This window comes from Nocardia sp. NBC_01730 (genome assembly GCF_035920445.1).
Taxonomy (GTDB): domain Bacteria; phylum Actinomycetota; class Actinomycetes; order Mycobacteriales; family Mycobacteriaceae; genus Nocardia.
Genome location: NZ_CP109162.1, coordinates 3,399,092 through 3,423,412 on the forward strand (window position 1 = coordinate 3,399,092; position 24,321 = coordinate 3,423,412).

The following is a 24,321-nucleotide window of genomic DNA, read 5'->3' on the forward strand; positions in this document are numbered from 1 at the left end:
CGGCCTTCCGGGGTCTAGCGCGAGCCGGTCGGCGATGTTCGCCCTACCCTGCCGAGCCGACGGCGCATCCGCGCCACGCCCCGGCCGGTGCTCCACAACACCGGCTACGCGGACCTCAGCCCAGCCTGCGCGGACCGGTGTCGAAGCGGCTCGGTTCCGGGCCGATGCGCCCGCGTGCGTAGAGGATCTCGGCCGAAGTCGGCGACGCCAGCACCGGGTCGAAGGAGAGCTCCCGCATTTCCGGCAGGTCGTCGAAGAGGGCCGAGATGCGCTGGGCCAGTGCGGCGAGCGCGGCCTTGTCGACACGCGGACTCGCCGGTGTGCCGGACAGCAGCGGGGCGGCGCGCGGCGCGTCGATCAGAGCCGTGGCCTCGTCGGCGGTCAGTGGAAGCGCCCGGTAGGCACGGTCGCCGAGGAGTTCGATGATCAGACCGGACAGGCCGAACTCGATCACCGAGCCGAAGGACGGGTCGTCCTGCACGCGCAGGGTGCAACCGACGCCCTTGGTGGCCATCTTCTGGATGTGCAGCACGGGGTCGCCGCACAACTCGGCCAGATCGGCATACCCCTGCCGAACCGCTTCCGGACGCCACAGGTCGAGCCGGACGCCGGTGAGATCCGGCCTGCGCCGCCACAATTCGCCGGTCGCCTTCGCCGCCACCGGGTAGCCGAGTTCCTCTGCCGCCGCGACCGCCTCATCGGCGTTGCGCACCTCGCGAAACCCCACAACCGAGATGCCGTAGCAGGCAAGCAGTTCCACGACTTCCAGATCGGTGAGCCAGCGACCGCCCGATCCGGCCATCCACCCCGCCACCAGCTTGCGGGCACGGTCGGTGTCGATTCCTTGCGGCCGCACCACCGGAGAAATGGGCCTGGTTCGCCATTCCGCGTAACGACGGACCCGGGCCAGTGCCCGCGCGGCGCGTTCCGGGTCGGGATAAGACGGTATCGAGCCCCGCACCGCGATGGCGCCCGCGCCGCGCACCGCCAGTAGGTTCGGAATCCCTTGCTCGGCAACAAACGTGGTGAGAAGTGGTTTCGCGGCTTCGGGCACGGCGGCCGCCGCGGCGCGGATGGCGTCGGCGAACCCGCCGGTCGGCAATGGCACCGGAGGCGCGAACACGACGATCACGGCATCGATCTCGTCCGAACGCAGGGCGGTCACCATGGCGTCGAAATAGACGCCGGGCGTCGCCTGCGGTCCCAAGTTCACCGGATCGCCGACCTCGAGGCCCTCACCCTGGGCCGCGTCGACGGCCAGCCAGTTCAACGCCGCGCTGTTGCCAACCACCCCGAGCCGCGAACCGCGGGGCAGCGGTTGGTAGCCGAGCAGGGCGGCACAATCGAAGAGTTCGGAGATCGAGTCGACCTGGACGATGCCCGCCTGCGCGAACAGGTCTCGCACGATGGACCGGTCCATGTCCCCGGCCGCCTGGGTGCGGGCGGCCAAGCGGCCGCTGCTCACCGCGACAATCGGTTTGGTCCGGGCCACCCGGCGCGCGATCCGGGAGAACTTGCGCGGATTGCCGAAGCTCTCCAGGTACAGCAGCACCACATCGGTGTCCGGATCGCTGTCCCAGTACTGCAGCAAGTCATTGCCGGAGACGTCGGCGCGGTTGCCGGCCGACACGAACGTCGACAGACCCAGGTTGCGCGCGGCGGCCTCACCGAGGATGGCCGCCCCCAATGGACCGGATTGACAGAAGAATCCGATCCGTCCGCGTGCGGGCAGTACCGGAGCCAGGGTCGCGTTCATGGCCACCGCCGGGTCGGTGTTCGCGATACCCAGCGCGCTCGGTCCGACCACGCGCATGCCGTGGCCGCGGGCGGCGGCGACCAGCTCGCGTTCGGCCGCAACACCACCTCGGCCGGTCTCACCGAAGCCCTCGGTCAGCACAACGAGTCCTTTGACGCCCTTGGCCATACAGTCGTCGAGCACCGATCCGATCGCTGTGGGTGGCACCGCGACCACAGCGAGATCGACCTCGTCCGGTATCTCACGAACCGTCGCGTAGGCGCGCACCCCGCGCACCGACTTGCGATGGGGGTTCACCGGGAACACAGGTCCCTGGAACACGCCCGACAGCAGGTTCGCCAGCACCGCCCCGCCGACCCGGCCCGGCGCCGGAGTGGCGCCGATGACCGCGACCGACTGCGGGGCAAGCAGATTGCCGACGCTGCGCGCCTCCGAGGCCCGTTCGCGGGAATCCCGCACGGACAGGAGCGCTTCAGTGGGGTCTATGGCGAACTCCAGGTGCAACACCGACCCGTCCCTGCTGCGTTCGACCTGGTAGCCCGCCTCGCGGAACACTGTCACCATCACGGTGTTCTCGGCGAGCACCTCGGCGACGAAGGTCTCGATCTTGTTCTCGGCGGCGGCGCCCGCCAAGTGCTCCAGCAGGATCGAGCCGAGCCCGCGCCCCTGATGCCCGTCGGCCACGACGAACGCGACCTCCGCGGCCCGCGGCCCACCCCGGTCCAGCAGCTCGTAGCGGCCCACCGCCACAATCGCCTCGCCCAGTTCCAGCACCAGCCCGACCCGGTCGTGATAGTCGACATGTGTGGTCCGGTACAGGTCCTTGGGCGAGATCCGCGGGTACGGGCCGAAGTACCGCAGATACCGGGTGCGGTCGGACAGCGCACCGTGGAACTCCTGCAGCCGGTCGCCATCGTCGGGCGTGATCGGGCGCAGTCGCACGACGCCGCCGTCGGAGGCCAGCACGTCGGCGAACCAGTGCTGCGGGGGAGGCGGCGTGGCGGGGGCGTCCGGCGTATCGAGCGAGTCAGTCACGGGGATCCTCCGGATCGAGACCTAGCAACCCGAAAGTCGCTCGGCGGGTGGCCAGTACGGCCATGTCGACAGCACGTTGGGCGCGGTCGAACTGTGCGTCCCCCGTCTCCGCCGTGCCGCCGGGTCCATCCCACGGGCGGTAGGCGACGTCTCCGCCGTCTCCCATGGTGCGCGGCGGATCCGCCCGGGGCGCTTCGGCGCGGATCCGATCGATCCAGCCCGGCGGTATCGGCGTCGTGGGGGCGATGGAGCGGCCCAACGCGGTGGCCAGTAGGTGCGTCCAGGCCCGTGGCACCACCCGGACCAGGCCGTATCCACCGCCGCCGACGGCGAGCCAGCGCCCTTCGGCATGCCGGTCGGCCAGTTCGCGCATGGCGCGGAAGGCAGCGCGCTGGCCGTCGACGGTGAGCGCCAGATCGGCGAGGGGGTCCTCTCGATGGGTGTCCACGCCGCACTGACTGACCACGATCTGCGGCCGGAACGCCTCGACCGCGCCGGGCACCACGGCGTGAAACCCGCGCAGCCACTGCGCATCCCTGGTGCCTGGCAGCAGCGGCAGGTTGATGGAGGTGCCTTCCGCCGCGCCCGCGCCGATCTCCTCAGGCCACCCGGTGTTGGGCCACAAGGTCGCTGGGTGCTGGTGCAATGAGATGGTCAGCACCCTGGGGTCGCCGTAGAAGACCCGCTGCACGCCGTCGCCGTGGTGTACGTCGACATCGATGTAGGCGATGCGGTCGAAACCATGGTCCAGCAGCCAGGAAATCGCCACCGCCGGGTCGTTGTACACGCAGAATCCACTGGCCGAATCGGGCATCGCGTGGTGCATGCCGCCGCCGATGCTCACCGCCCGCTCGGCGCGGCCCTCGGCGATCTCACGCGCCGCGGCCAGGGTGCCGCCGACAATCGTGGAGGCCGCCTGGTGCATGTGCGGAAACACCGGATTGTCCGGCGAGCCGAGACCGTACGGCGGCGCGACGGGCGAACCGACCGGGGGTACGGCGTGCTCGACCGCCTCGATGTAGTCGGGTGTGTGGATGCGCAACAGGTCCGGGAGCCCGGCGGGGCTGGGCTCGAGCAGCTCGACACCGTCGAGCAATCCGAGACTTTCCGCCAGCGCCATGGTGAACTTCAGACGCGCCGGTTTCATCGGATGCTCCGCGGTCCATGTGTAGTCGAGAAACCGATCGGTCCAGACGACGGTCCCGGCCCGTTCCGCACCGGACGAGGTCGGCGCCGGAGGTTCGCTCCGCGGTGCAGTGGCCATACTCGCAACGCTAGCGGGAAGCAAGCGGCCCCGCTGAGCGTTCCCATGCAGTACAAATACAAGCAAGTGCGATCGCGGGTGCCCGCCGTGCGCCGGCCGCGTTTCCGCTGCGCCGGCTGCGACGTCGCACAGCGTTGAGCGACACGATCCGGTACACGGCGGTGCCGTCGTGCGTGGGTAGAATTCGTGCCGACGAAGGGGTAACAGGTGAAGGATCTGGTCGACACCACGGAGATGTATCTCCGTACCATCTACGACCTCGAGGAGGAGGGCGTGGTGCCTCTGCGCGCCCGGATCGCCGAGCGCCTCGAGCAGAGTGGACCGACGGTGAGCCAGACCGTAGCGCGGATGGAGCGCGACGGTTTGCTGCTGGTTGCCGGAGACCGTCACCTGGAGTTGACCGAGAAGGGTCGCAGCATGGCGGTCGCGGTGATGCGCAAGCACCGGCTGGCCGAGCGGCTGCTCGTCGACATCATCGGGCTCGACTGGCAGAACGTGCATGCCGAGGCCTGTCGCTGGGAGCACGTGATGAGCGAGGAGGTGGAGCGGCGTCTGGTCGAGGTGCTGAACCATCCGACCACCTCTCCCTACGGCAACCCCATCCCCGGCCTGGACGAACTCGGTGTGGTGCCTGCGACAAGCGCCGAAGAGACGCTGGTTCGGCTGTCGGACCTGCCGCACGGCCAGATGCACGCCGTGGTGGTGCGCAGGCTCGCCGAGCACATCCAGACCGACCCCGAGGTCATCGGCCAGCTGCGCGAGGCAGGCGTGGTGCCGGACGCGCGAGTGACGGTGGAGACCAAACCGGGTTCGGTGGTCATCACCGTGCCAGGTCACGGCGGTTTCGAGCTGTCGGACGAGATGGCCCATGCCGTCCAGGTGAAGCGGGTCTGACGCGTGAAACTTCTGGTCACGGGTGGTGCCGGCTACGTCGGCGGCGTCTGCGCGCAGGTTCTGCTCGAAGCCGGACACGAGGTCGTCGTGCTCGACGACTTGTCGACCGGCAACGCCGACGGCGTACCCTCCGACGCCCGGTTCGTCGAGGGTGACGTGGCGCTGGCCGCGCCCGCGCTGCTGGCAGCCGAAACTTTCGATGGTGTCCTGCATTTCGCGGCACAGTCGCTGGTCGGAGAGTCGGTGCAGCAGCCGGAGAAGTACTGGCATGGCAATGTGGTGAAGACGTTCGAACTGCTGGAAGCGATGCGGCACGCGGGAACGCCACGTCTGGTGTTCTCCTCTACCGCCGCCGTATACGGCGAACCGGAGCAGGTGCCGATCACCGAGGACGCGCATACCAGGCCGACGAACCCGTATGGCGCGTCGAAGCTGGCCATCGACCACGCCATTACCTCCTACGCGATCGCGCACGGGCTGGCGGCGACCAGCCTGCGGTATTTCAATGTCGCGGGCGCCTATGGCGGTCTCGGCGAAAACCGGGTGGTCGAAACCCATCTCATCCCGCTGGTGCTGCAGGTCGCGGCCGGGCACCGCAAGGAGATCTCGGTGTTCGGCATCGATTGGCCGACCCCAGACGGCACCGCGGTTCGTGACTACATCCACATCCGCGACCTCGCGCAAGCCCATCTGCTGGCCCTGGCGACCGCCGAAACGGGCACTCACCGGATCTACAACCTCGGCAGCGGTACCGGGTTCTCCGTCCGCGAAGTGATCTCGGCCTGCGAGCGCGTCACCGGCCTGCCGATCGCCGCGCAAGACGCGCCGCGCCGCCCCGGTGACCCCGGCACGTTGATCGCCTCCAGCAAGCGCGCGATCGCCGAACTCGGCTGGCGCCCTGAACACAACGACCTCGACGAAATCGTCACCGACGCCTGGGCTTTCCTCCAATTGCTCGGAGCGCGCGCCCACAGCGCGAGCTAGGGCGGTCGTCTCCGCCCGCGCCTGCCGTTTCCCGGATCGGGCCAGCGTGACCTCGCCGCCGCACCGGGACGGACACCACGGTCTCGACCCGAAGCCTTCGGGTCGCACCAGAGTGGTCAGACCCCACGCCTGATCAGGGGCCGCAGTGTGATGCTCCGATGACTCGGTCGTATTGCCCACGCGCACAAGATTTTTCATGGCGCAGGCGTGCCGAGGTCGACACCCAGACCTGCGGCGGTGTGATAGCCGCTGCGGGCAAGCCTGCGCATTTGTTCCGGACGCATACCCAGCCGCAGCGCGGTATCCAGCAGGACAGCCATCGGATGATCCGGGTCCGCGTCCAACGCGGCATCCAGGGCGATACCCGCGAGCGGACCATCGCCCCGGACGTATGCGCTGTAGCCGAGCAAGGCGGCGGCTTCGGCGCGATCCGTGCCGGACAGGGCGCGGGCCAGCGCGCCCCACAGTGCCTCGGCCGCGGCGGCGTGGTCGCCGACGGACAGGGCGAACATGGTGTCCCGCACTGCGCGATCCCGCAGAGCAGCAGCCAGTTTCGCGAGCTCGGGCGCCATCAGCGCGGCGCCCGAAGCGATGTTGGCGACCTGCCACAGCACGTAGTCGAGCGCCTGCCTGCTGTATCCGTTGGGATCGCCGCGACGGGCGGCGCGCGCGTAACGCTCCCGCGCGAGCGCCAGTGCGCCATCCAGCTGTGCCGCCACCTCGGCACGCGCCCCCGGATCCTCGGCGACCAGATCGGTAAGCTCGGATCGGGAGCCGCGAATCGGCCTGCCGTCCAGCACATGGGTCAGGGCTACCACCGAAGTGGCCGGATCCCGCAGCGTCCCATGCCGGTCCGGGCCCGACAGCGTCCACCAGCGCTGCCCGGGTGCGATCGCACGCACCGCCCACACACTGCCGAGTGAGATGTCGCACGCGGCCAACCGCCTGCCGAGCGCACCGACAAGCGCGTCGAATCGCCCTGCGGCACAGCGGGGGCGGTCGGCGCGCTCTTGTGGTCTCGGTTCTTCGGCGCGATCGTCGACAAGGACCGCGAGCACCTCGGCCGCTTCGTCGTGCGCGCAGATTCGCGCCACACACCCCGCCAATGTCCCGGGCCGCGTCCGTCGCCCATCCGGCTGTTCCAGATCGAACCGCACCACCGCGTCGACCAGCGCGCCGTGGGCGTCCCCCCGCCGCAGGACGAGCACAACCATCGACCGCTCCGGGGTGAACCCCATCATCGCGGGCACGGCAGCGATCAGCTCGCCCGGATCATCCACCCGCACAGTGCGATCCGGGTCATGAATGAACGGCGGCGGATCCTCCGAACAGCGGGCCCGCCGTGCCCGTTCAGCAGGACGCCGCGCACTTTCTCCCGCGGTGTATGCCGCCTTGCTCGAAGACACCGGGTGCGCACCGGCTTCGGCGCGCACCGTCCATGTCCTGGTGCCGGAGGGGGCAGGACAGGGCAGAGCACGTCGGCTGCGAAGACGCGAGCAGTAAGTATTGTCCCGGCCCGCGTGCTCGGCATCGGCCGGTTCGGGAGCGGAAAACGGGGTCGCGGAAGTGGTCATGCGTCGAGCCTGCGCTCCAATGCCACCGCCCGGTCGGCGACGACCAGGCATTTCGGACGGGTTGGGGAAGTCGCCTCGGCTGTGGATGGCTCACGCTCACGGTCGTCCCGACCGGCGTCCGTGTCGGTGCCGCCTGCTAGCGTGCGCCCGGGCCGGACCGGAGTGCGCTACCCCTTCCGCACCTTCCGCACGACCGCCGCGAACAATTCGTCCACCGCCACCGTATCCGGCTTGCCGCCGGAAAACGACATGTACGTCACGGAGATTCGCACGTCCCCGACCTGACCGATGAGCGTGCGCATGGACTGGGTCAGACTCGCGCCGCCCACCTCCGGCGCCACCGTCCTGCGCAGCGCCAGTGCGTCGTCGGCGTCGACCTGCGGAGGCGGATCCAGCTCGGTCGTCACGGTGCTCGCCGCGCCGGCGCGGCTCACCCGCACCGATCCGCATTTCGTCAGCCGGGCACGCAGCGACACCAATGGCTCGTCGGTGCGGGTCAATTCGACGGTCATGGTGGCGCGCGTGTCGTTGTCCGTGCCGACCGCGATCGCCGTCTGATCGGGCCCGAACTTCTGTTCCGGCGGCACACAACCACTCGGCTGCACACTCGCCCCGCGCCCCATCCCGTCCAGATCACCAGCGGCTTGGGCGGCAGCCTCCGACGGCAACACGACCGCCGCGTACGGCGCCGGGAATTGCAGCGGATCCGGCAGCAGCGTCGGCAGTTCGGCGCTCACGTGCCGGGTCACCGCGGTCGGCGACAACGAGGCCGGGTGCCCGGACACAGTCGACCCGCATCCGGCGAGCAGCACCGCGCACACGACGGGCAGCACACAGCCCAGCCGCGTGCGCGTCGAATCCGCCACGGTCACACACCCACTGTGCCAAACTCCCCGTAGCCGCCCGCGCTGCCACGCCGCCGGGCCGGGAATGCGCGGGGCTCCGACGCTGTTGCCACGACGTATGGGCCGACGTCCGGCCGTGCGCGGTGGCTGTCACCGGCATAGGGGACAATGGACGGTGGTCTCCCGTCTCGGACGACTGCTTGTCTGGAACCACTGTGGTGGTAAACGACCGAGCAGACAACCACACCTGTTGTGCCAAGGGCGCTCGCCCGGGCCGGAGGAACCGCGCAGGAAGGAGTACGCGATGGACTACGAGTCGCGAATGTACGAACTGGAGTTCCCCGCTCCGCAGCTGTCGGCCGTCGACGGCTCGGGTCCGGTCCTGGTGCATGGACTGGAAGGATTCACCGATGCCGGGCACGCGGTGCGGCTGGCCACGACGCACCTGCGCGAGAGCCTCGAAAGCGAACTGGTCGCCTCGTTCGATGTCGACGAGCTCCTGGACTATCGATCGCGGCGCCCGCTCATGACGTTCAAGACCGATCACTTCTCCGACTACGCCGAGCCGACGCTGAACCTGTGGGCGCTGCGCGACACCGCGGGCACCCCGTTCCTGCTGCTCGCGGGTATGGAACCCGATCTGCGCTGGGAGAAGTTCACCACCGCGGTGCGCCTGCTCGCCGAACAGCTGGGCGTGCGCCGCAGCATCGGCTTGAGCGCGATCCCCATGGCGATTCCGCATACCCGCCCGCTCGGGGTGACCGCGCACTCCTCCGACCGCGACCTGATCTCCGAGCATCAGCGCTGGCCAGGCGAACTGCAGGTGCCGGGCAGCGCGTCGTCGCTGCTGGAATTCCGCATGGCCCAGCACGGTCACGAGTCGATCGGCTTCTCGGTGCACGTCCCGCACTACCTCGCGCAGACCGCGTACCCGGAGGCCGCGCAGACGCTGCTGGAGAACGTCGCCGACAACGCGGGCCTGGATATTCCGCTGGCCGCGCTCGGTGAGGCCGCGGCGCGAGTACGCGAGCAGGTCAACGAACACATCGCGGGCAACTCCGAGGTGGAGACTGTCGTGCACGCCTTGGAGCGTCAATACGACAGCTTCGTCACCGCGCAGGAACGGCAGTCGAGTCTGCTGGTCGGTGACGGCGAACTACCCAGCGGTGACGAGCTGGGCGCCGAGTTCGAACGGTTCCTCGCCGAGCAGGGCGGCTACCACGGCGAGGACAAGGGCGAGCAGGACTGACCACACCGCGGTCCCGATATGCCGATCGCCCCTGCATCGGCGTCCGGTAGCAAGGCCGTAGGGTGGTCGGAGTGGATCTGACCGAACTGCTCGACATCCCGGGCACCGACGCCGACGCACTGTACGAGTCGTTCGGGATGTGGGCCGCCGCGCAGGGCACCCCGCTGTACCCGGCGCAGGACGAGGCGCTGCTGGAGCTGGCGTCCGGATCCCACGTCATCCTCGCCACCCCCACCGGTTCGGGAAAGTCGCTCGTCGCGGTCGGCGCACACCTGTTCGCGCTCACCCAGGGCAAGCGCACCTACTACACCGCCCCGATCAAAGCGCTGGTCAGCGAGAAATTCTTCGCCCTGTGCGAGGTATTCGGCGCGGACCGCGTCGGCATGGTCACCGGCGACGCAGCGGTGAACCCGGAGGCGCCGATCATCTGCGCCACCGCGGAAATCCTGGCGAATATGGCGCTGCGCGAGGGCGCGGGCGCCGACGTCGGCCAAGTCGTGATGGACGAATTCCATTTCTACGCCGACCCCGACCGGGGCTGGGCCTGGCAGGTCCCGCTACTGGAACTGTGCGACGCCCAGTTCCTGCTCATGTCGGCGACACTGGGCGAGGTGGACTTCTTCGCCACCGACCTCGAGCGCCGCACCGGCCGCTCCACCGCGATCGTCGCCGGCACTGAACGCCCTGTCCCGCTGAACTTCTCCTACGCCCGTACCCCCATCACCGAGACCCTGGAGGAGCTGGTCACCACACACCAGGCCCCGGTGTACGTGGTGCACTTCACCCAGGCTGCCGCCTTGGAGCGCGCGCAAGCGCTGACCAGCGTCAACTTCGCCACCCGCGCGGAGAAGGACGCGATCGCCGAGGCGCTGGGCGATTTCCGGTTCGCCGCGGGCTTCGGCAAGACGCTGTCCCGGCTGATCCGGCACGGCATCGGCGTGCATCACGCGGGAATGCTGCCGAAATACCGCCGCCTGGTGGAACGGCTCGCCCAGGAGGGCCTGTTGAAAGTGGTGTGCGGCACCGACACCCTCGGCGTCGGCATCAACGTGCCCATTCGTACGGTGCTGCTGACCGGCCTGACCAAGTTCGACGGTGTGCGCACCCGCAGGCTGAAAGCCCGTGAGTTCCATCAGATCGCGGGCCGCGCGGGCCGGGCGGGCTACGACACCATGGGCACGGTCGTCGTGCAGGCGCCGGAGCACGAGGTGGAGAACACCCGGCTGCTGGCCAAGGCGGGCGACGACCCGAAGAAGCAGCGCAAGGTCCAGCGGCGCAAGCCGCCGGAGGGCTTCGTCTCGTGGAGCGAGGAGACCTTCGACCGCCTGGTCGTGGCCCAACCGGAGCCGATGGTGTCGCGTTTCGCCGTGACCAATGCCATGCTGCTGAACGTGATCGCCCGCCCGGGCAACTGCTTCGACACCATGCGCCATCTGCTCGAGGACAACCACGAACCACGCCCCGCCCAACGCAGACACATCCTGCGCGCCATACGCCTCTACCGGGCGCTGCGCGATGCCGGTGTGGTGCAGCAGCTGCCGGAACCCGACGCGCACGGCCGCCGCGCACGCCTGACCGTAGACCTGCAACGCGACTTCGCCCTCGACCAGCCGCTGTCACCGTTCGCGCTGGCCGCGCTCGACCTGCTGGACAAAGCGTCGGCGAGTTATACCCTCGACGTGGTATCGCTCATCGAATCCACGCTGGAGAACCCGCGCCAGTTGCTGATGGCCCAGCAGCACAAGGCGCGCGGCGAGGCGATCGCCGAGATGAAGGCCGAGGGCATCGACTACGACGAACGGATGGAACTTCTCGAAGAGGTGACCTGGCCCAAACCGCTGGCGGAGCTGATCGAACCTGCGTACGAGACGTACCGGGCCGGACACCCGTGGGTGTCGGAGTTCGCGCCGGCACCGAAGTCGGTGGTGCGCGACATGATCGAACGTGCCATGACCTTCGCGGAGCTGATCTCCTTCTACGAACTGGCCCGCTCCGAGGGCGTGGTGCTGCGCTACCTCGCCGACGCCTACCGCGCGTTGCGGCGCACGGTGCCCGAGTCGGCGCGCACCGAGGAACTCGACGACATCAGGGAGTGGCTCGGTGAGCTTGTCCGCCAGGTGGATTCGAGCCTCCTGGACGAATGGGAGCAACTGACCAACCCGGGTGCGGAGAACGACGCCGATCAGATCGCGTTCGGCGCGGAGACAGTACGCCCGATTTCCGCGAACGAGCGCGCCTTCCGCGTCATGGTCCGCAACGCCGTGTTCCGCCGCGTGGAGCTGGCCGCGCTGCGGCGCTGGGATGCGCTGGCCGAGCTGAGCCCAGGCCGCGACTGGGCGGCCGCGCTCGCGGACTACTTCGCGGAATACGAGCGGATCGGGACCGGGCCCGATGCCCGAGGGCCCCAGTTGTTCCAGGTGGAACGAAGACCGGGATTCTGGCGGGTGCGGCAGGTGCTCGACGACCCGGCGGGCGACCATGGCTGGTCGATCGACGCGGTAGTGGACCTCGCCGAGTCTGATGCCGCGGGCGAGGTCGTCTTCGACGACGTCACCGTGTCGGCCGGCTGACCCACACGCTCGCCGTTTCCCCAGACACGCAGTTCAGAGGCCTTGATACGCCGTTGGAACGGAGCGCGGCGACCGAGCGGCGAATCAAAGGTTTGACGGATTCGTTTCTGGGTAAGGGCCGCTGATACTCTCTCCCCCGCTGCCGAAGCGAAAGATCAACTATGCCCGAATCACCGTACCTGGTCATCCACCCCGAGCGAGTGCGCGAAAACTACCGCGCGCTCGATGCCGCCCTGTCCGCGGGCACGAGCGCACCGACGAGGATTCGCTTCGCGGTCAAGGCAAGTCCGGTGCCTGAGATCGTGCGCCTGCTCGACGTGGAGGGCGCGGAGTTCGACGTCGCCAGCATCGGCGAGATCGACCTGTGCCTCAGGCTCGGGGTGGCGCCGGAGCGGCTCTGCTACGGCAACCCGATCAAAAAGGCCACCCACATCGCCCGCGCATTCGCACTGGGCGTGCGCCGCTTCGCCTTCGACACCGAAGACGACCTTGTGCGCATCGTCGAGCACGCCCCCGGCTCCGAGGTGGAGTGCCGTTTCCTCGCCTCGGCTCCGGAGTCCCGCACGCCGTTCGGCACCAAGTTCGGCTGCACCCCCGGCGAGGCATTCCGGTTGCTGGTTCGGGCGAGGGATCTGGGGCTCGTCGTCGCGGGTCCGTACTTCCACGTCGGCTCGCAGCAGCTGGACCCCGACGCGTGGCGGATCGGCATCGAGCAGGCGGGCCGGATCTCGCAAGCACTGGCGGACAAGGATATTCCGGTCACGTCGGTGAACATCGGCGGCGGACTGCCGATCTCCTACGCCGAGCACGCACCCGCGCTGGGTGAGATCGCCGCGGTGGTGAACCACGCCGCGACCGAATTCCTTTCCGGGAACACCGGATTGGTCGTCGAACCAGGTCGAGCGCTGGTCGGTTCGGCGGGCACCATCCACGCCGAGGTCGTCGGCGTCCGCATCGCGCCGGACGGACGACGCTGGGTGTATCTCGACATCGGCCGGTACAACGGAATGGCCGAGACCGAGAACGAGTACATCGTCTACCGGTTTTCGACGGACCGGGACGGCGACCCCGTCGACGAGGCGGTGGTAGCCGGTCCGACCTGCGACGGCGACGATGTACTGTATCAACGCACGCGAGTCCTGTTACCGACCACGTTGCGAGCCGGTGATCGCGTTCGAATCCTCGACGCCGGCGCCTATACCGCGAGCTATTCGTCGGTGTCCTTCAATGGTTTTCCGCCCTTGACTGTTCATGTCTCGGGCGCTGAGCGAGAGTGAGTTTGCCCATGACGGCGGAATTCACCGGTTGGCATGTGCTAGCCGAGTTCGGTGGTGTCGACGCGGATCTCTGCGACGATCTCGAACGACTCGAATCGGCGTTGCGTAAGTCTCTGATCGCGGCGGGCGTCACCATCTGCGATGTCGTACACAAAAAGTTCGATCCGCAGGGGGTGACCGTCCTCGCGCTGTTGTCGGAGTCCCACGCCTCGATTCACACCTATCCGGAGTCCGGCGACATCTTCGTCGATGTCTTCACCTGCGGCAGCATCGGCGCCGGCGCCTCGAGGGCGGTCGAAATGCTCCGGGACACATTGTCCCCCAAGGATGTTCGCATGCAGGTCATCCGCAGGGGTCACGGCGGGCAGCGGATCGAGGAACCGGTGGGCGCGGGCCTGACCCGGATCTGGGATCTGCACGAGGTGATCGTCGACACCCACACCCCGTTCCAGCACATGGTCATCGCGCGGACCGAGCAGGGCATCAGCTTGTTCTCCGACGATGACCGCCAATCCACCGAGTTCTCCCAGCTGACCTACCACGAGGCGATGATGATTCCCGCCTTCGTGCTGGCCGAGAAGCTGGATAACGTGCTCATCATCGGTTCCGGCGAGGGTGTGGCCAGCCAGATGTCGGTGGCGGCGGGCGCCGGGCACGTCGACCACGTCGACATCGATCAGCTCGAGGTCGAGCTGTGCGCCGAGCACCTGCCCTACGGCTACACCAGCGCAGACCTGGCCGCCGCGGTCGAGGGCGACGGACCGATCACGGTGCACTACGCCGACGGCTGGAATTTCCTCGCGGGCGCCGCCGAGTCGGGCACCCGCTACGACGTCATCGTGATCGACCTGCCTGACGAGCGCGTCGAAGACGCGCAGCACAACCGCCTGTACGAGGCGGAGTTCCTGTCCCGATGTCGTGCTCTGCTCGCACCCGGCGGTGTGCTGAGCGCCCAAGCCGGGTGCGCGACCATGTGGCGCAACGAGACCCTGAAACGGTCCTGGCAGCGTTTCCACGAGCAGTTCGGCACCGTCGTGCACTACGGCAGCGACGAGCACGAATGGTCGTTCCTCTTCGGCCTGGTCGACAAGGTCGACGACCCGATCGAGGGGATGACCGATCGTCTCGCCCTGCTGCCGTACCAGGCGGAGACCATCGACGCGCAGGCCCTGGTGCGCGGCGCGATCGAACCGCACGCGTTGCGCGTGTGAGCAGACGCCTGAATGCACCGGCTCCGATCGCGGAACCGGTGCATTCGGCGTTTCCGCAATGACGAAGTTCGGCCGCCGCCGCCGCGGCGAGCGGGCAGACGCCCGAACAGCATGGCCGCGAAGAGATTCCGCGGATCAGGAATGCCGCTTACGCCACTCCTCGACGTTCACTCCTCCGACGCCCCAGTCGGTGAACGCGACCTCGTCGATGACGACGTAGGTGCTCGCGGGCGCCTTGCCGAGCACATCCTGCAGCAGATCGGTGACGCCCTTGATCAGCCGAGCCTTCTGTTCACGGGTCACGCCCTCATCGGTGACTTTGATGTTCACGTACGGCATCAGGCCGCCCTTCCTGAGAGGAACCCGCCGTCTACGGGGAAGATGTGACCGGTGGTGAATGCGGCGTCCGCGAGGTACAGCACCGCGGCCGTCGTCTCGGAGACTTCGCCGATCCGGTTCAGTAGTGCCAGCTTGCCGGAGGCGTCCTCGTCGCCGTCGCCGAACAGCGGGGTGCGGATGATTCCAGGGGCGACCGCGTTGACCCGGATGCCGTCGGCGGCGAGTTCCGCGGCGAGGCTGGTGGTCAGCGCGTGCACGCCGCCCTTACTGACCAGCGCCGCCGAGGCGGGCAGCACGGCGAGGGCGTGGTTGATCAGCACCGTGCCGATGTTGACGATGGTTCCGCCCCTCGCCTGCTCCCGCAGCCGCCGCACGACAGCTTGCGTGGTGAAGTAGGTGCCTTTGAGGTTTCCGTTCAGATAGCGGTCCAGGTCCTGCTCGGTGACGTCCACGAACGGCTTGGCTCCGAAGATGCCCGCGTTGTTGACCAGCACATCCACCCCGCCGAATCGCTCGACGGCGGCACGCACCAGCGCCGTTCCCGTGGTGGGTGCACCGATATCGCCCGCGACCGGCACCACTCGGCCGGGGACACCCAGTCCGGCGGCCACGTCCGCGAGCTTGTTCTCGTCGCGCCCGTTGAGCACGACGTTGTCACCGCGTTCCACGAACGCCCGCGCGATGTCGCGCCCGATCCCGCTGGAGGACCCGGTCACGATGACCGTCTTCGCCATATCTCTCCTTCTCTCATTCAATACGACCGGTCGTCTCATAACGGGTATGCGAAGACGCCGGAAGCGAGAGCCCCCGAATCAGGGCCGGAAATAGTCGCCGAGCAGGCGATCCAGACACTTGCGCAGCGGCGCCAGCGTCCGGTCGATCTTCATCCTGATCACCGCCCCCTCCCACGATTCGAGCAACATATCGGCCAGTTCGGTGGCGGCAATGTCGGAGCGGATCATGCCGAGCCGCTGCCCCTGCGCGAGCTGATCGGCGACGCGGTCGCGCCAGGCGCCCCACGCACCGGACAGCGATTCCCGCAGCAGCTCACTGCCTTCCAGCTCGCCACCCAGGTTCGCGATCAGACAGCCGCCCGTGAATTCGGCCGCAGCGAAATCGTCTATCAGCCGCCCGAAGAACGTCCGCAGTCCGCTCACCGGATCCGGCGCGGCATCGAATGCCTCGGTCAGATTCCGCTGCACACAGAGCGAGTGGTGCTCGATGATCGCGTGACCGAAGCTCTCCTTGCTGTCGAAGTAGTTGTAGAACGACCCCTTCGGCACGCCGACCTTGTCGAGGATCTGCTTGATCCCGGTGCCGTGGTAGCCGTTAGTGAGGAACCCCGCGGCACCCTCCTCCACCAGAAGCTGCCGCGTGTCCGCACTGCGCCGTGGTCGTGCCATGCGTGAAATATACGACCGGTCGTCTTTAAATGGCAAGCGGGACCCGAGTCCCGCACGGCAGGGCCTCACGCCGCCGGTCCCCCAGCCGAGTCGAACCACACCGGCGTTCCCGGATCGGAGGGCAGACCGGGAGCGCGGCGCCACCGCGTGGACCGAGTAGCGAAAAGGGCGAGATGATCTGCGGCGAACCGATCCCGTTGCCAATCCGCGGAATCGGTGGCGGCCGTCCAGACGTAGGTCCACACCGGTTCGGCCCGGTCGTCCACGCACACCCGGCGCAGATCGTATTCGTCGTCCTCGAACGCGTCGAGGATCATCCACTCGGCCGCGCTGAGACCGGTGAGCACGGCGCCGCGGGTCAGCCCGGCGGCATCGAGAACCAAACCCGGGTAGACCCGCCGCGGCAGCACCGCCGCGCGCCAGCCGGTCAAGTCGGCCGGTTCGAGCGACGGAACCCGCCCGAGCAATACCTTCAGCACATCAGGAAACTGCAGCGTGCCGTAGGCGAACAAGGCATCATCCGGCCCAACGATTCCACTCAGCCGTCCAGTGCCGATCGGCGACGACTCCATTCGTCTCTCCCCTCCACTCGCGTTTCCCACTGTGCCTGCTCTGCGCTGACTCGGCGCGGCGCACCCACTCGCATCGGGCGCCGGACTATATCGGGCGCTGGACGCGGATGATGGCGGCCAGGTATTCGTAGTCGTCAGCACGGGCGCTCGAGACACGGAAGGCCAGGCCGATGGTACGACCGGGGGCCGGCGCGGCGAAGCGGGCGGTATCCAGTGTGCCGCGAGCTGTTTCGGCGGTGACCGCCATTTCCGGGATGAGGGTCACGCCGAGCCCGCCCGCGACGCACTGGACCACAGTCGCCAGGGAAGCGGCCCTGGTGTCGCCGACGGCGGAGGGGTGGGCGTCGGCCGAGCGGCACACATCCAGCGTCTGGTCGCGCAGGCAGTGCCCCTCGTCCAGCAGCAGCAGAGGCAGGGCGTTCAGCGCCGACGCCGAGAGGTCCTTGCGCCCGGCGAGCTCGTGGCCGCGCGCGGTGACCAGCACGAACTCTTCGGTGTAGAGCGGGATCTCGACCAGGCCGGGCATTTCGGTGGGCAGTGCGAGTAGCGCGACGTCCAGCACGCCGGTGCGCAGCCCGTCCAGCAGCCGCGCGGTCTGATCCTCGATGATCTGCGGACGCAGCGCGGGAAGCTTCTTGCGCAGCTCGGGCAACAGGCCGGGCAGCACGTAGGGGGCGACCGTCGGGATGATGCCCATCCGCAGCGTGCCGCCGAGCCCGTCGCCGGTCGCCGAAGCCACGAACCGGTCAGCCGCCTCCAGCGTCGCCATAGCCTTTGGCAGCAACCGCATTCCGGCGGCGGTCACCAGCACACGTCTGGTGCTCCGTTCGATCAGCTGGAGCCCGAGCCCGTTTTCGAGTGCCGCCAGCGCCTGCGATAGCGTGGGCTGACTCACACCGAGTCGGGCGGCCGCGGTGCCGAAATGGCGGTATTCCGCGATCGCCACGAATGCACGCAGCTGTGACAGGGTCGGCTGATAAGTCTGATCAGTCACGCCTATCAATGTAGTGCGGCTGATCACCTTTACCTTTTACTGACCCTTCGGCAAGATCGCTCGGGAGCTTTTCGCACGTGGTGTGAGCGACGGGCACGGAGGCGGCAGCTTGCGTAACCACGAAGGGCTTCGCGAAGACCGCACAGCAAACACAGCACTAGCAAACCGACATGACGAGGAGACAAGCATGGCCCTGCTGACCATCGGCGACCAATTCCCGGCATACAACCTCACCGCTGTCATCGGCGGTGACCTGTCGAAGGTCGACGCTCAGCAGCCAGACGACTACTTCACCAGGATCACCAGCGACGACCACGCGGGCAAGTGGCGGGTCGTCTTTTTCTGGCCCAAGGACTTCACCTTCGTGTGCCCGACGGAGATCGCCGCGTTCGGCAAGCTCAACGAGGAGTTCGCGGACCGCGACACGCAGGTGCTCGGCGCGTCCGTCGACAACGAGTTCGTGCACTTCCAGTGGAGGGCCCAGCACGAGGACCTCAAGACCCTCCCGTTCCCGCTGCTGTCGGATCTGAAGCGCGAACTGGCCACGGCCACGGGCGTGCTCAACGCCGACGGCGTCGCCGATCGCGCCACCTTCATCGTCGACCCCGACAACGAGATCCAGTTCGTCTCGGTCACCGCGGGTTCGGTGGGCCGCAATGTCGACGAGGTACTGCGCGTGCTGGACGCACTGCAGTCCGACGAGCTGTGCGCCTGCAACTGGAAGAAGGGCGACCCGACCATCAACGCGGGTGAGCTCCTCGCCGCCAGCGTCTGAAAACCCTTGCCGCGCCCGTGCTTTCGGGTGCGACATCCCGCATTCCATAGAGAACACGACCTACCCCCTGCTACACACGGGGCCGATCCGAACAGAGGAATCGCCGAATGGGCATTGAGAACCTGAAGAACTCCCTTCCCGAGTACGCCAAGGACCTCAAGCTCAACTTGTCATCGATCGCACGCACCACGGTGCTGAACGAGCAGCAACTGTGGGGCACCCTGCTGGCGTCGGCGGCCGCGACCCGGTCGACGACCACGCTGCGGGAGATCGCCGAGGAAGCCGCCGACGTACTGTCGGCGGAGGCGTACAACGCCGCACTCGGCGCCGCCTCGATCATGGGCATGAACAATGTGTTCTATCGGGGCAAGGCGTTCCTCGGTGGTCGCTACGACGACCTGCGGGCCGGACTGCGGATGCAGATCATCGGCAGCCCCAGCGTGGACAAGGCCGATTTCGAGCTCTGGTCGTTCGCTGTTTCGTCGATCAACGGCTGCGCGCACTGCCTCGAGGCGCACGAGCACACGCTGCGCGAGGTGGGCGTGTCCCGCGAGGTGATCTTCGAATCGCTGCGCGCCGCCGCCATCGTGGCCGGGGTCGGCCAGGCGGTGCAGGCAGTGCAGGCGCTGACCACGGCCACGATCTGATCGTCGCCCCGACGAGGGCCCTGTCCGCGTGAACCCAAGAAGCGGACGGGGCCCTCGTCGCGTTCGGTGTGCCGGACTCGACAGCTCGACGTGGCGCACCCAGGTAGGCTCAGCAACCATGGGGACACAGGTTGACGTGGTGCGGGTGTTCACCGATGCGGCCGGACGGTTCGGCAACGAGCTGGGAATCACGCGGTCAGCGGACTTGGCCACGGCAGACCCGCAGGCGCTCGCGGCGAAGGTCGGTTACAGCGAGACCGTCGTGGTCGAGGAGCCGGTCGACGAGATCGCCAGGGTACGGATCTACACGCCGACGGTGGAGCTCCCGTTCGCCGGGCACCCCTCGGTGGGCACCGCCTGGTGGTTCGCGTCGCAGGGCACCCCGGTGCAAACGTTGGACGTGCCCGCAGGCCCGGTGGCGGTTCAGCTCGCCGAGGGGCTGACCTGGATCACCGCGCGCGGCGAATGGGCGCCGCCGTTCACCTTCCACCAGCTCTCCGACGTCGAGGAGCTGGCGACTCTGCAACCGGACGATTTTTCGGGCGGCCCACACTATCTGTGGGCCTGGACCGACGAACATCGCGGTGCGCTGCGATCGCGCATGTTCGCGCCGACTATGGGTATCACCGAGGACGAGGCGACCGGTGCGGCGGCCGTCGCGTTGACGGCGCTGCTGCGGCAGGGCCTCGTGATCACCCAGGGTAAGGGCTCCCAGCTGTTCACGGAGTGGGACTCCGACGGCTGGGTGCGGTTGGGCGGACGCGTCGTCGCCGACCAGCCGTTGGAGGTCTAGACCAGGCACTCAAGGCAGCAGTACACCCACGATCGGGTCGGTACTCGGCGCGTGCGAACCACCGGACGGTTCAACGCTCACCGCCAGCAACTCACCCGACTGGAACGGCGTCACGAAGGGTCGGGTCGCGGACGGCAAGTCGGTCAGCACCCCGGCCGACCGAGGCTGCCCTCCGGAGGACACCAGCCACACCTGATACACCCGGTCCATGGGCGGCGGCGCGACCCCGTCGAACGCGACCACCGCGCGCCCGAGCCGAAGCGAGGCCTCCACCATGAGCGAGCCACCGCCGGCGACCGGCTCCTGCACGGTCCGCACATCCCGCTGACCGTCCACCTGTTCCACGGCGGGCACGCTCGGTGCTGGGCCGATGAGCCGCTCCGCGACCACGCTTCCGCCGAGCACCAGACACGCGACCGCGGCGATCGGAACCGCCCACCGCAGCCGCCGCCATGGCGAGACGTGCACCACCGACGCGAGCGCGTTCGGGTCGGTGTCGGGCAACGCCGACAGGATCCGCGCCTCCAAATCCGGTGGCGGCGCCAGCGCGTCGAGCACTGACAGCCGCCCGATGACCTCGCGCAGCTGCCACACGGTATCGGAGAACTCTTGCCGCACAGCCGGGTCCGCGGCCGCCAGTCGAGCATCGATATGCCTTCGTTCGATATCGGCGACCGCGTCCAGCGCGCACGGATAGGCGAGGTCGAGCAGTTCCGCATCCGATCGCGGTGGATTGTCAGCCATCGGCACCTTCCCCTGACAAACACTTCTCCAATCTTTTCAACCCGTCGCGGATGCGGGTCTTGATGGTGGGCAGCGGTACCGCCAGACGATCGGCCACCTCACGGTAGGTGTGCCCGCTGTAGTACGCGAGAGCGATCGCTTCGCGCTGCGTGGCGGTCAGCGCGTCCAGACATCCTGCCACCTGCTGCTCCTCGATGCGCTGCGTCACCGACTCGGCGACGACGTCGTGGTCGCGACCCAGCTGCGCGTGCGCGTAGACCAGGTCCCGGGACGATGCCGAACTCTCCGCGCGGACCCGGTCCACCGCCCGGCGGTGCGCGAGCATCAGAACCCAGCCGAGCGGGCTGGCCAGCGTGGCGTCGTAGCGATCGGCCATCGACCACACCTGGAGGTAGACCTCCTGGGTGACCTCTTCGGCGGCAGCGTGGCTCCGGAGGATGCGCACCGTTATCCCGAACACTCGTGGGCTGGTGAGCTGGTAGAACTCGGTGAACGCGGCACGATCACCCGCGCCGGCCGCCGCGAGCAAGCCGACCAGCCGACGGGTCGCGAGAGTGGTCCGCTTCCCCTCGTATCCGGCGGGAAGCGGGCACACGGACGCTTTGTCATCGTCGTCCTCCCTATCCATCGCTGGATCGCCGGACCGATGCGCTGAAGCAGAACCGTGCTCATTTCTCATGGCCGAATCCCCTGCCTGCATAAACAGGGTTCGGTATGGAGCACGAGCCGGATTGGTCTGTGGGCCGTTCAACCCGAGATCGCGGCCACCAGCATGTAGGCGGTGCCCGCGTCCATCACCACATGCGGCACCGCCGCCCACGGCGCAGCCGGGCCGGTGAGGGCCGCGACGCACCCGCCGGAACGCACTAGAACACCCAGCGGTCCGCGCGGGTGCGCGGGCGTACACCCGGCGCGGGCGGCCGGCGCGACGAGAAGGGCGTCGAGCAGAAACAGCGCGGCGAGACCGAGCGCGGGCCCGGCCGCGGGACCACCCGCGTGTCCGGACGCCGTGTGTCCGGACATCGCGTAGAGCATCGCCGCCGCGGCAGCGATGTGGTATCCGAGCGGGACCAGTCGGTCGATCGGAAGCGGTCGAGCCTGCGTGGAACCTTCCACGAATCGGGTCACCAGCAGCCCGGCGAAGACGACAATCATCGCCGTCAGCACACCGCGCAGGGCGTGCGGGCTCACGCCTGAGGGGAACAGCAGCATGCCGAGCATGACCAGGCACATCACCAGATGCGCGGCGTCGGATTCGGGGTGGTCGCTGATCGCCGAATCATCCTGTGCCCGAGGCAGTTCGGCGGCGACGCCCATGACGGTGGGACCGACGGCCCGGCCCGGCGGCGCCGCGGGCGCCGCCAACCGCGCCGACACGATCGCCGCCGCGATCAGGAACGCCGCGACCGCCATCCACCGGAACACGGCGTACTCCTGCACGAACTGCGCCACATCCCACCACCTCTCGTCACAGCGACCATGGTCGCCGCCCTCCCATGCTCGCATCCCCCGGTGGCAAGGGTGCTCGTTTCGGCCCCGGTGAGACATGGGAGGCGGCACGGCAACACAATTCGACTGCCGTACGCATAGCGCAGCGGAAGACGCGCGGACAAGCACCGAGCCCCTCTTGCCGTTGCGCAGGCGCGGCCCATGACGTTCACAAGCGTCGTGGCGCGCTTACATCGCCGAGGCCACCGCGCGCGGCTACGGCCGCGTGAGCCTGGAGACCGGCGCCTCCGACTACTTCCCTACCGCCCTGCGGCTTTATGAGGCTCACGGCTTCGACTACGGCGCACCGTTCCGCCGGACTCGCACAGCCTATTCATGACGCGGACGTTGGAAGATGCCCACGCGGCCGACCGGCTTCAGCCGAGCGCACGGGCGAATCCTTCGACGAGTTCGACGACCTGGTCGTCCGTCGTGACGAACGCCGGGGAGATCTGCATGGCGCCCTGGCCTGCGGCGCGGCTGGATATCCCGTGGGCGCGCAGGGTTTTGACCAGCGGCAGAGCTTCGGCCGGGTCGGCCAGCTGGATCGCCGCCACGGCGCCGAGCCCACTGCGCACCTCAGCGACCATGGGATGGTCGGTCAGCGCCGAAAGCTGATCGCGCAGGCTGGATTCCAGGCGAAGGGCGGCGTCGAGCAGACCCTCGCGCTCGATGATGTCGAGGTTCGCCAGCGCGGCAGCGGCGGCACCCGCGTGACCGCCGTAGGTGTAGCCGTGCCGCCACCAGACGCCGCCCGCGAAGAACGGCTCCGCGATGTGCGGGGCGACGAAGACCGCGCCCATCGGGAGGTATCCAGAGGTCAGGCCCTTCGCGGTGGTCATGAGATCGGGCTCGAGGCCGAATCGGGACGAGGCGAACCAGGCTCCACCGATCCGGCCGAAGCCGGTGACGACCTCGTCGGCGATGAAGAGGATCTCGTGGTCGCGGCAGACGCGGCGAACCTCGGCGAGGTAACCCTCCGGCGGCAGATAGACACCGCCGGCGCCGATGATGGGTTCGCAGAAGAACGCGGCGATACGCTGCGCGCCCATCTCGTCGATCAGGGCCAGCAGCGCCTTCGCGTCGTCCCACTCGACGGTGCGCGCGTCGGGCATCAGCTGGCCGTAGCCTTCCCGGTTCCCGGGGATACCCGCCAGGGCAGTGCCCGCGACGTGCATGCCGTGATAGGCCATCCGCCGCCCGACGACGACGGTCTTGCCGGGACGCCCGAGTTCGTGCCAGTAGCGGCGGGCGAGCTTGGCCGCGGTGTCGACGGAATCGGAGCCGCCCGAGGTGAAGAAGATCTTGCTGCCGGGCACCGGAGCCAGCGCCGAGAGCCGCTCGGCCAGCTCCTGGGTGGCCGGTTCGGTGAAGTCGCCGAAATTCGAGTAGTGCGCGATCGTGCGCAGCTGGGCTGCCACCGCGTCGGCGATCTCACCGCGGCCGTGCCCGATGTTCGTGAACCATAGACCCGCGGTCGCGTCCAGGTACCGGTTGCCCGCCTGGTCGAAAATGTAGGCGCCCTCGCCACGGGCGACCACGAACGCGCCGTCCCGTTCGACGGCACCCATGTCGGCAAATCCATGCCACAGCGAGTTCATGTCATCCACGTTTACCCGAAATCGGGGCGCCGACTCGCGGCGTCCGAGCTGTGGAAGACCGGTACCGGCGTCATGACCAGAGCGAACGCCGCCACCTACGGCGCCCTGTGGTCACCGCCACACAGCGGGACCTGCGGGGTGAGCCATCCCATCTGTCGACTACTCCCTACGCACGCGACAGGTACGGCAGCGCAGCAACTACCGAGCACCGCCGCACGATCCGCTGTTGTCGATGCGGCGTCGGGGCAGGCCGTTGACGACGGCGGCGACTACGCGGCAACCCCTGCCCCTCCTCCTCGCGGAAAT

The 24,321-nt window shown here is 68.4% G+C and carries 22 protein-coding genes; 9 read left to right on the plus strand and 13 right to left on the minus strand.

Annotated elements, in window-relative coordinates; all coding sequences use genetic code 11:
• Positions 1–115 precede the first annotated feature (115 nt).
• Both OHB12_RS13255 and OHB12_RS13260 read right to left on the minus strand, forming a co-directional pair.
• A complete protein-coding gene (locus tag OHB12_RS13255; RefSeq protein WP_327119399.1) occupies positions 116–2,791 on the minus strand; it encodes a bifunctional acetate--CoA ligase family protein/GNAT family N-acetyltransferase in 2,676 nt (891 codons plus the stop codon).
• Positions 2,784–4,055 (minus strand): acetoin utilization protein AcuC, encoded by a 1,272-nt coding sequence (locus tag OHB12_RS13260; RefSeq protein WP_327119401.1) that lies wholly within the window; start codon positions 4,053–4,055, stop codon positions 2,784–2,786. Before OHB12_RS13260 ends, OHB12_RS13255 begins: the two co-directional genes overlap by 8 nt.
• 207 nt (positions 4,056–4,262) lie before the next feature.
• On the opposite strand from OHB12_RS13260, the gene OHB12_RS13265 reads away from it, so the two are divergent.
• Positions 4,263–4,949, plus strand: a complete 687-nt coding sequence (locus OHB12_RS13265; protein WP_327119403.1) for a metal-dependent transcriptional regulator — start codon at positions 4,263–4,265, stop codon at positions 4,947–4,949.
• Between the two features lie 3 nt (positions 4,950–4,952).
• Positions 4,953–5,933, plus strand: coding sequence for a UDP-glucose 4-epimerase GalE (gene galE / locus OHB12_RS13270; protein WP_327119405.1), 981 nt, complete (start codon positions 4,953–4,955; stop codon positions 5,931–5,933).
• 194 nt (positions 5,934–6,127) lie between these two features.
• Here the strand turns inward: galE and OHB12_RS13275 are convergent, their stop codons facing one another.
• Together OHB12_RS13275 and OHB12_RS13280 are read right to left on the minus strand one after the other, a co-directional pair.
• Positions 6,128–7,507 (minus strand): DUF4192 domain-containing protein, encoded by a 1,380-nt coding sequence (locus OHB12_RS13275; RefSeq protein WP_327119407.1) that lies wholly within the window; start codon positions 7,505–7,507, stop codon positions 6,128–6,130.
• Between the two features lie 167 nt (positions 7,508–7,674).
• Positions 7,675–8,373: a sensor domain-containing protein gene (locus OHB12_RS13280; protein ID WP_327119409.1), complete on the minus strand. Its 699-nt coding sequence runs from the start codon at positions 8,371–8,373 to the stop codon at positions 7,675–7,677.
• A gap of 283 nt (positions 8,374–8,656) precedes the next feature.
• Between OHB12_RS13280 and OHB12_RS13285 the strand changes: the two genes are divergently transcribed.
• The 4 genes from OHB12_RS13285 to speD all read left to right on the plus strand — a co-directional run bounded on the left by OHB12_RS13285 (position 8,657) and on the right by speD (position 14,659).
• The gene (locus OHB12_RS13285) at positions 8,657–9,601 is read left to right on the plus strand and encodes a proteasome assembly chaperone family protein (protein WP_327119411.1); all 945 of its coding nucleotides are present in this window, start codon (positions 8,657–8,659) and stop codon (positions 9,599–9,601) included.
• A gap of 71 nt (positions 9,602–9,672) precedes the next feature.
• Positions 9,673–12,171, plus strand: coding sequence for a DEAD/DEAH box helicase (locus OHB12_RS13290; protein ID WP_327119413.1), 2,499 nt, complete (start codon positions 9,673–9,675; stop codon positions 12,169–12,171).
• A 161-nt stretch (positions 12,172–12,332) separates the two neighbouring features.
• Positions 12,333–13,448: a type III PLP-dependent enzyme gene (locus OHB12_RS13295; RefSeq protein WP_327119415.1), complete on the plus strand. Its 1,116-nt coding sequence runs from the start codon at positions 12,333–12,335 to the stop codon at positions 13,446–13,448.
• Positions 13,449–13,456: 8 nt separating this feature from the next.
• Positions 13,457–14,659 (plus strand): adenosylmethionine decarboxylase, encoded by a 1,203-nt coding sequence (speD, locus tag OHB12_RS13300; RefSeq protein ID WP_327119417.1) that lies wholly within the window; start codon positions 13,457–13,459, stop codon positions 14,657–14,659.
• Between the two features lie 135 nt (positions 14,660–14,794).
• Here the strand turns inward: speD and OHB12_RS13305 are convergent, their stop codons facing one another.
• The 5 genes from OHB12_RS13305 to OHB12_RS13325 form a co-directional block, all read right to left on the minus strand.
• Positions 14,795–14,998, minus strand: a complete 204-nt coding sequence (locus OHB12_RS13305; RefSeq protein WP_327119419.1) for a tautomerase family protein — start codon at positions 14,996–14,998, stop codon at positions 14,795–14,797.
• On the minus strand, positions 14,998–15,732 hold the full coding sequence (locus tag OHB12_RS13310) for an SDR family NAD(P)-dependent oxidoreductase (RefSeq protein ID WP_327119421.1): 735 nt from the start codon (positions 15,730–15,732) through the stop codon (positions 14,998–15,000). Before OHB12_RS13310 ends, OHB12_RS13305 begins: the two co-directional genes overlap by 1 nt.
• A 78-nt stretch (positions 15,733–15,810) precedes the next feature.
• Positions 15,811–16,401: a TetR/AcrR family transcriptional regulator gene (locus OHB12_RS13315; protein WP_327119423.1), complete on the minus strand. Its 591-nt coding sequence runs from the start codon at positions 16,399–16,401 to the stop codon at positions 15,811–15,813.
• Between the two features lie 65 nt (positions 16,402–16,466).
• The gene (locus tag OHB12_RS13320; RefSeq protein WP_327119425.1) at positions 16,467–16,973 is read right to left on the minus strand and encodes a gamma-glutamylcyclotransferase family protein; all 507 of its coding nucleotides are present in this window, start codon (positions 16,971–16,973) and stop codon (positions 16,467–16,469) included.
• Between the two features lie 85 nt (positions 16,974–17,058).
• Positions 17,059–17,967, minus strand: a complete 909-nt coding sequence (locus OHB12_RS13325; RefSeq protein ID WP_327119427.1) for a hydrogen peroxide-inducible genes activator — start codon at positions 17,965–17,967, stop codon at positions 17,059–17,061.
• Between the two features lie 187 nt (positions 17,968–18,154).
• On the opposite strand from OHB12_RS13325, the gene OHB12_RS13330 reads away from it, so the two are divergent.
• From OHB12_RS13330 to OHB12_RS13340, 3 genes are all read left to right on the plus strand, one after another.
• The gene (locus OHB12_RS13330; RefSeq protein ID WP_327119429.1) at positions 18,155–18,742 is read left to right on the plus strand and encodes a peroxiredoxin; all 588 of its coding nucleotides are present in this window, start codon (positions 18,155–18,157) and stop codon (positions 18,740–18,742) included.
• 107 nt (positions 18,743–18,849) lie between these two features.
• Positions 18,850–19,389 (plus strand): carboxymuconolactone decarboxylase family protein, encoded by a 540-nt coding sequence (locus tag OHB12_RS13335; RefSeq protein ID WP_327119431.1) that lies wholly within the window; start codon positions 18,850–18,852, stop codon positions 19,387–19,389.
• A gap of 118 nt (positions 19,390–19,507) precedes the next feature.
• On the plus strand, positions 19,508–20,182 hold the full coding sequence (locus OHB12_RS13340; protein WP_327119433.1) for a PhzF family phenazine biosynthesis protein: 675 nt from the start codon (positions 19,508–19,510) through the stop codon (positions 20,180–20,182).
• Between the two features lie 9 nt (positions 20,183–20,191).
• Here the strand turns inward: OHB12_RS13340 and OHB12_RS13345 are convergent, their stop codons facing one another.
• From OHB12_RS13345 to OHB12_RS13360, 4 genes are all read right to left on the minus strand, one after another.
• Positions 20,192–20,926 carry an anti-sigma factor gene (locus OHB12_RS13345; RefSeq protein WP_327119435.1) on the minus strand — a complete coding sequence of 245 codons (735 nt, stop codon included), beginning with the start codon at positions 20,924–20,926 and terminating at the stop codon, positions 20,192–20,194.
• Positions 20,919–21,554, minus strand: coding sequence for an ECF RNA polymerase sigma factor SigK (sigK, locus tag OHB12_RS13350; RefSeq protein ID WP_327119437.1), 636 nt, complete (start codon positions 21,552–21,554; stop codon positions 20,919–20,921). The genes OHB12_RS13345 and sigK overlap by 8 nt, the downstream gene beginning before the upstream one ends.
• A gap of 119 nt (positions 21,555–21,673) precedes the next feature.
• Positions 21,674–22,378 (minus strand): DUF5134 domain-containing protein, encoded by a 705-nt coding sequence (locus OHB12_RS13355; RefSeq protein ID WP_327119439.1) that lies wholly within the window; start codon positions 22,376–22,378, stop codon positions 21,674–21,676.
• A 413-nt stretch (positions 22,379–22,791) separates the two neighbouring features.
• Positions 22,792–24,015 carry an aminotransferase family protein gene (locus tag OHB12_RS13360; protein WP_327119441.1) on the minus strand — a complete coding sequence of 408 codons (1,224 nt, stop codon included), beginning with the start codon at positions 24,013–24,015 and terminating at the stop codon, positions 22,792–22,794.
• Positions 24,016–24,321: the final 306 nt, after the last annotated feature.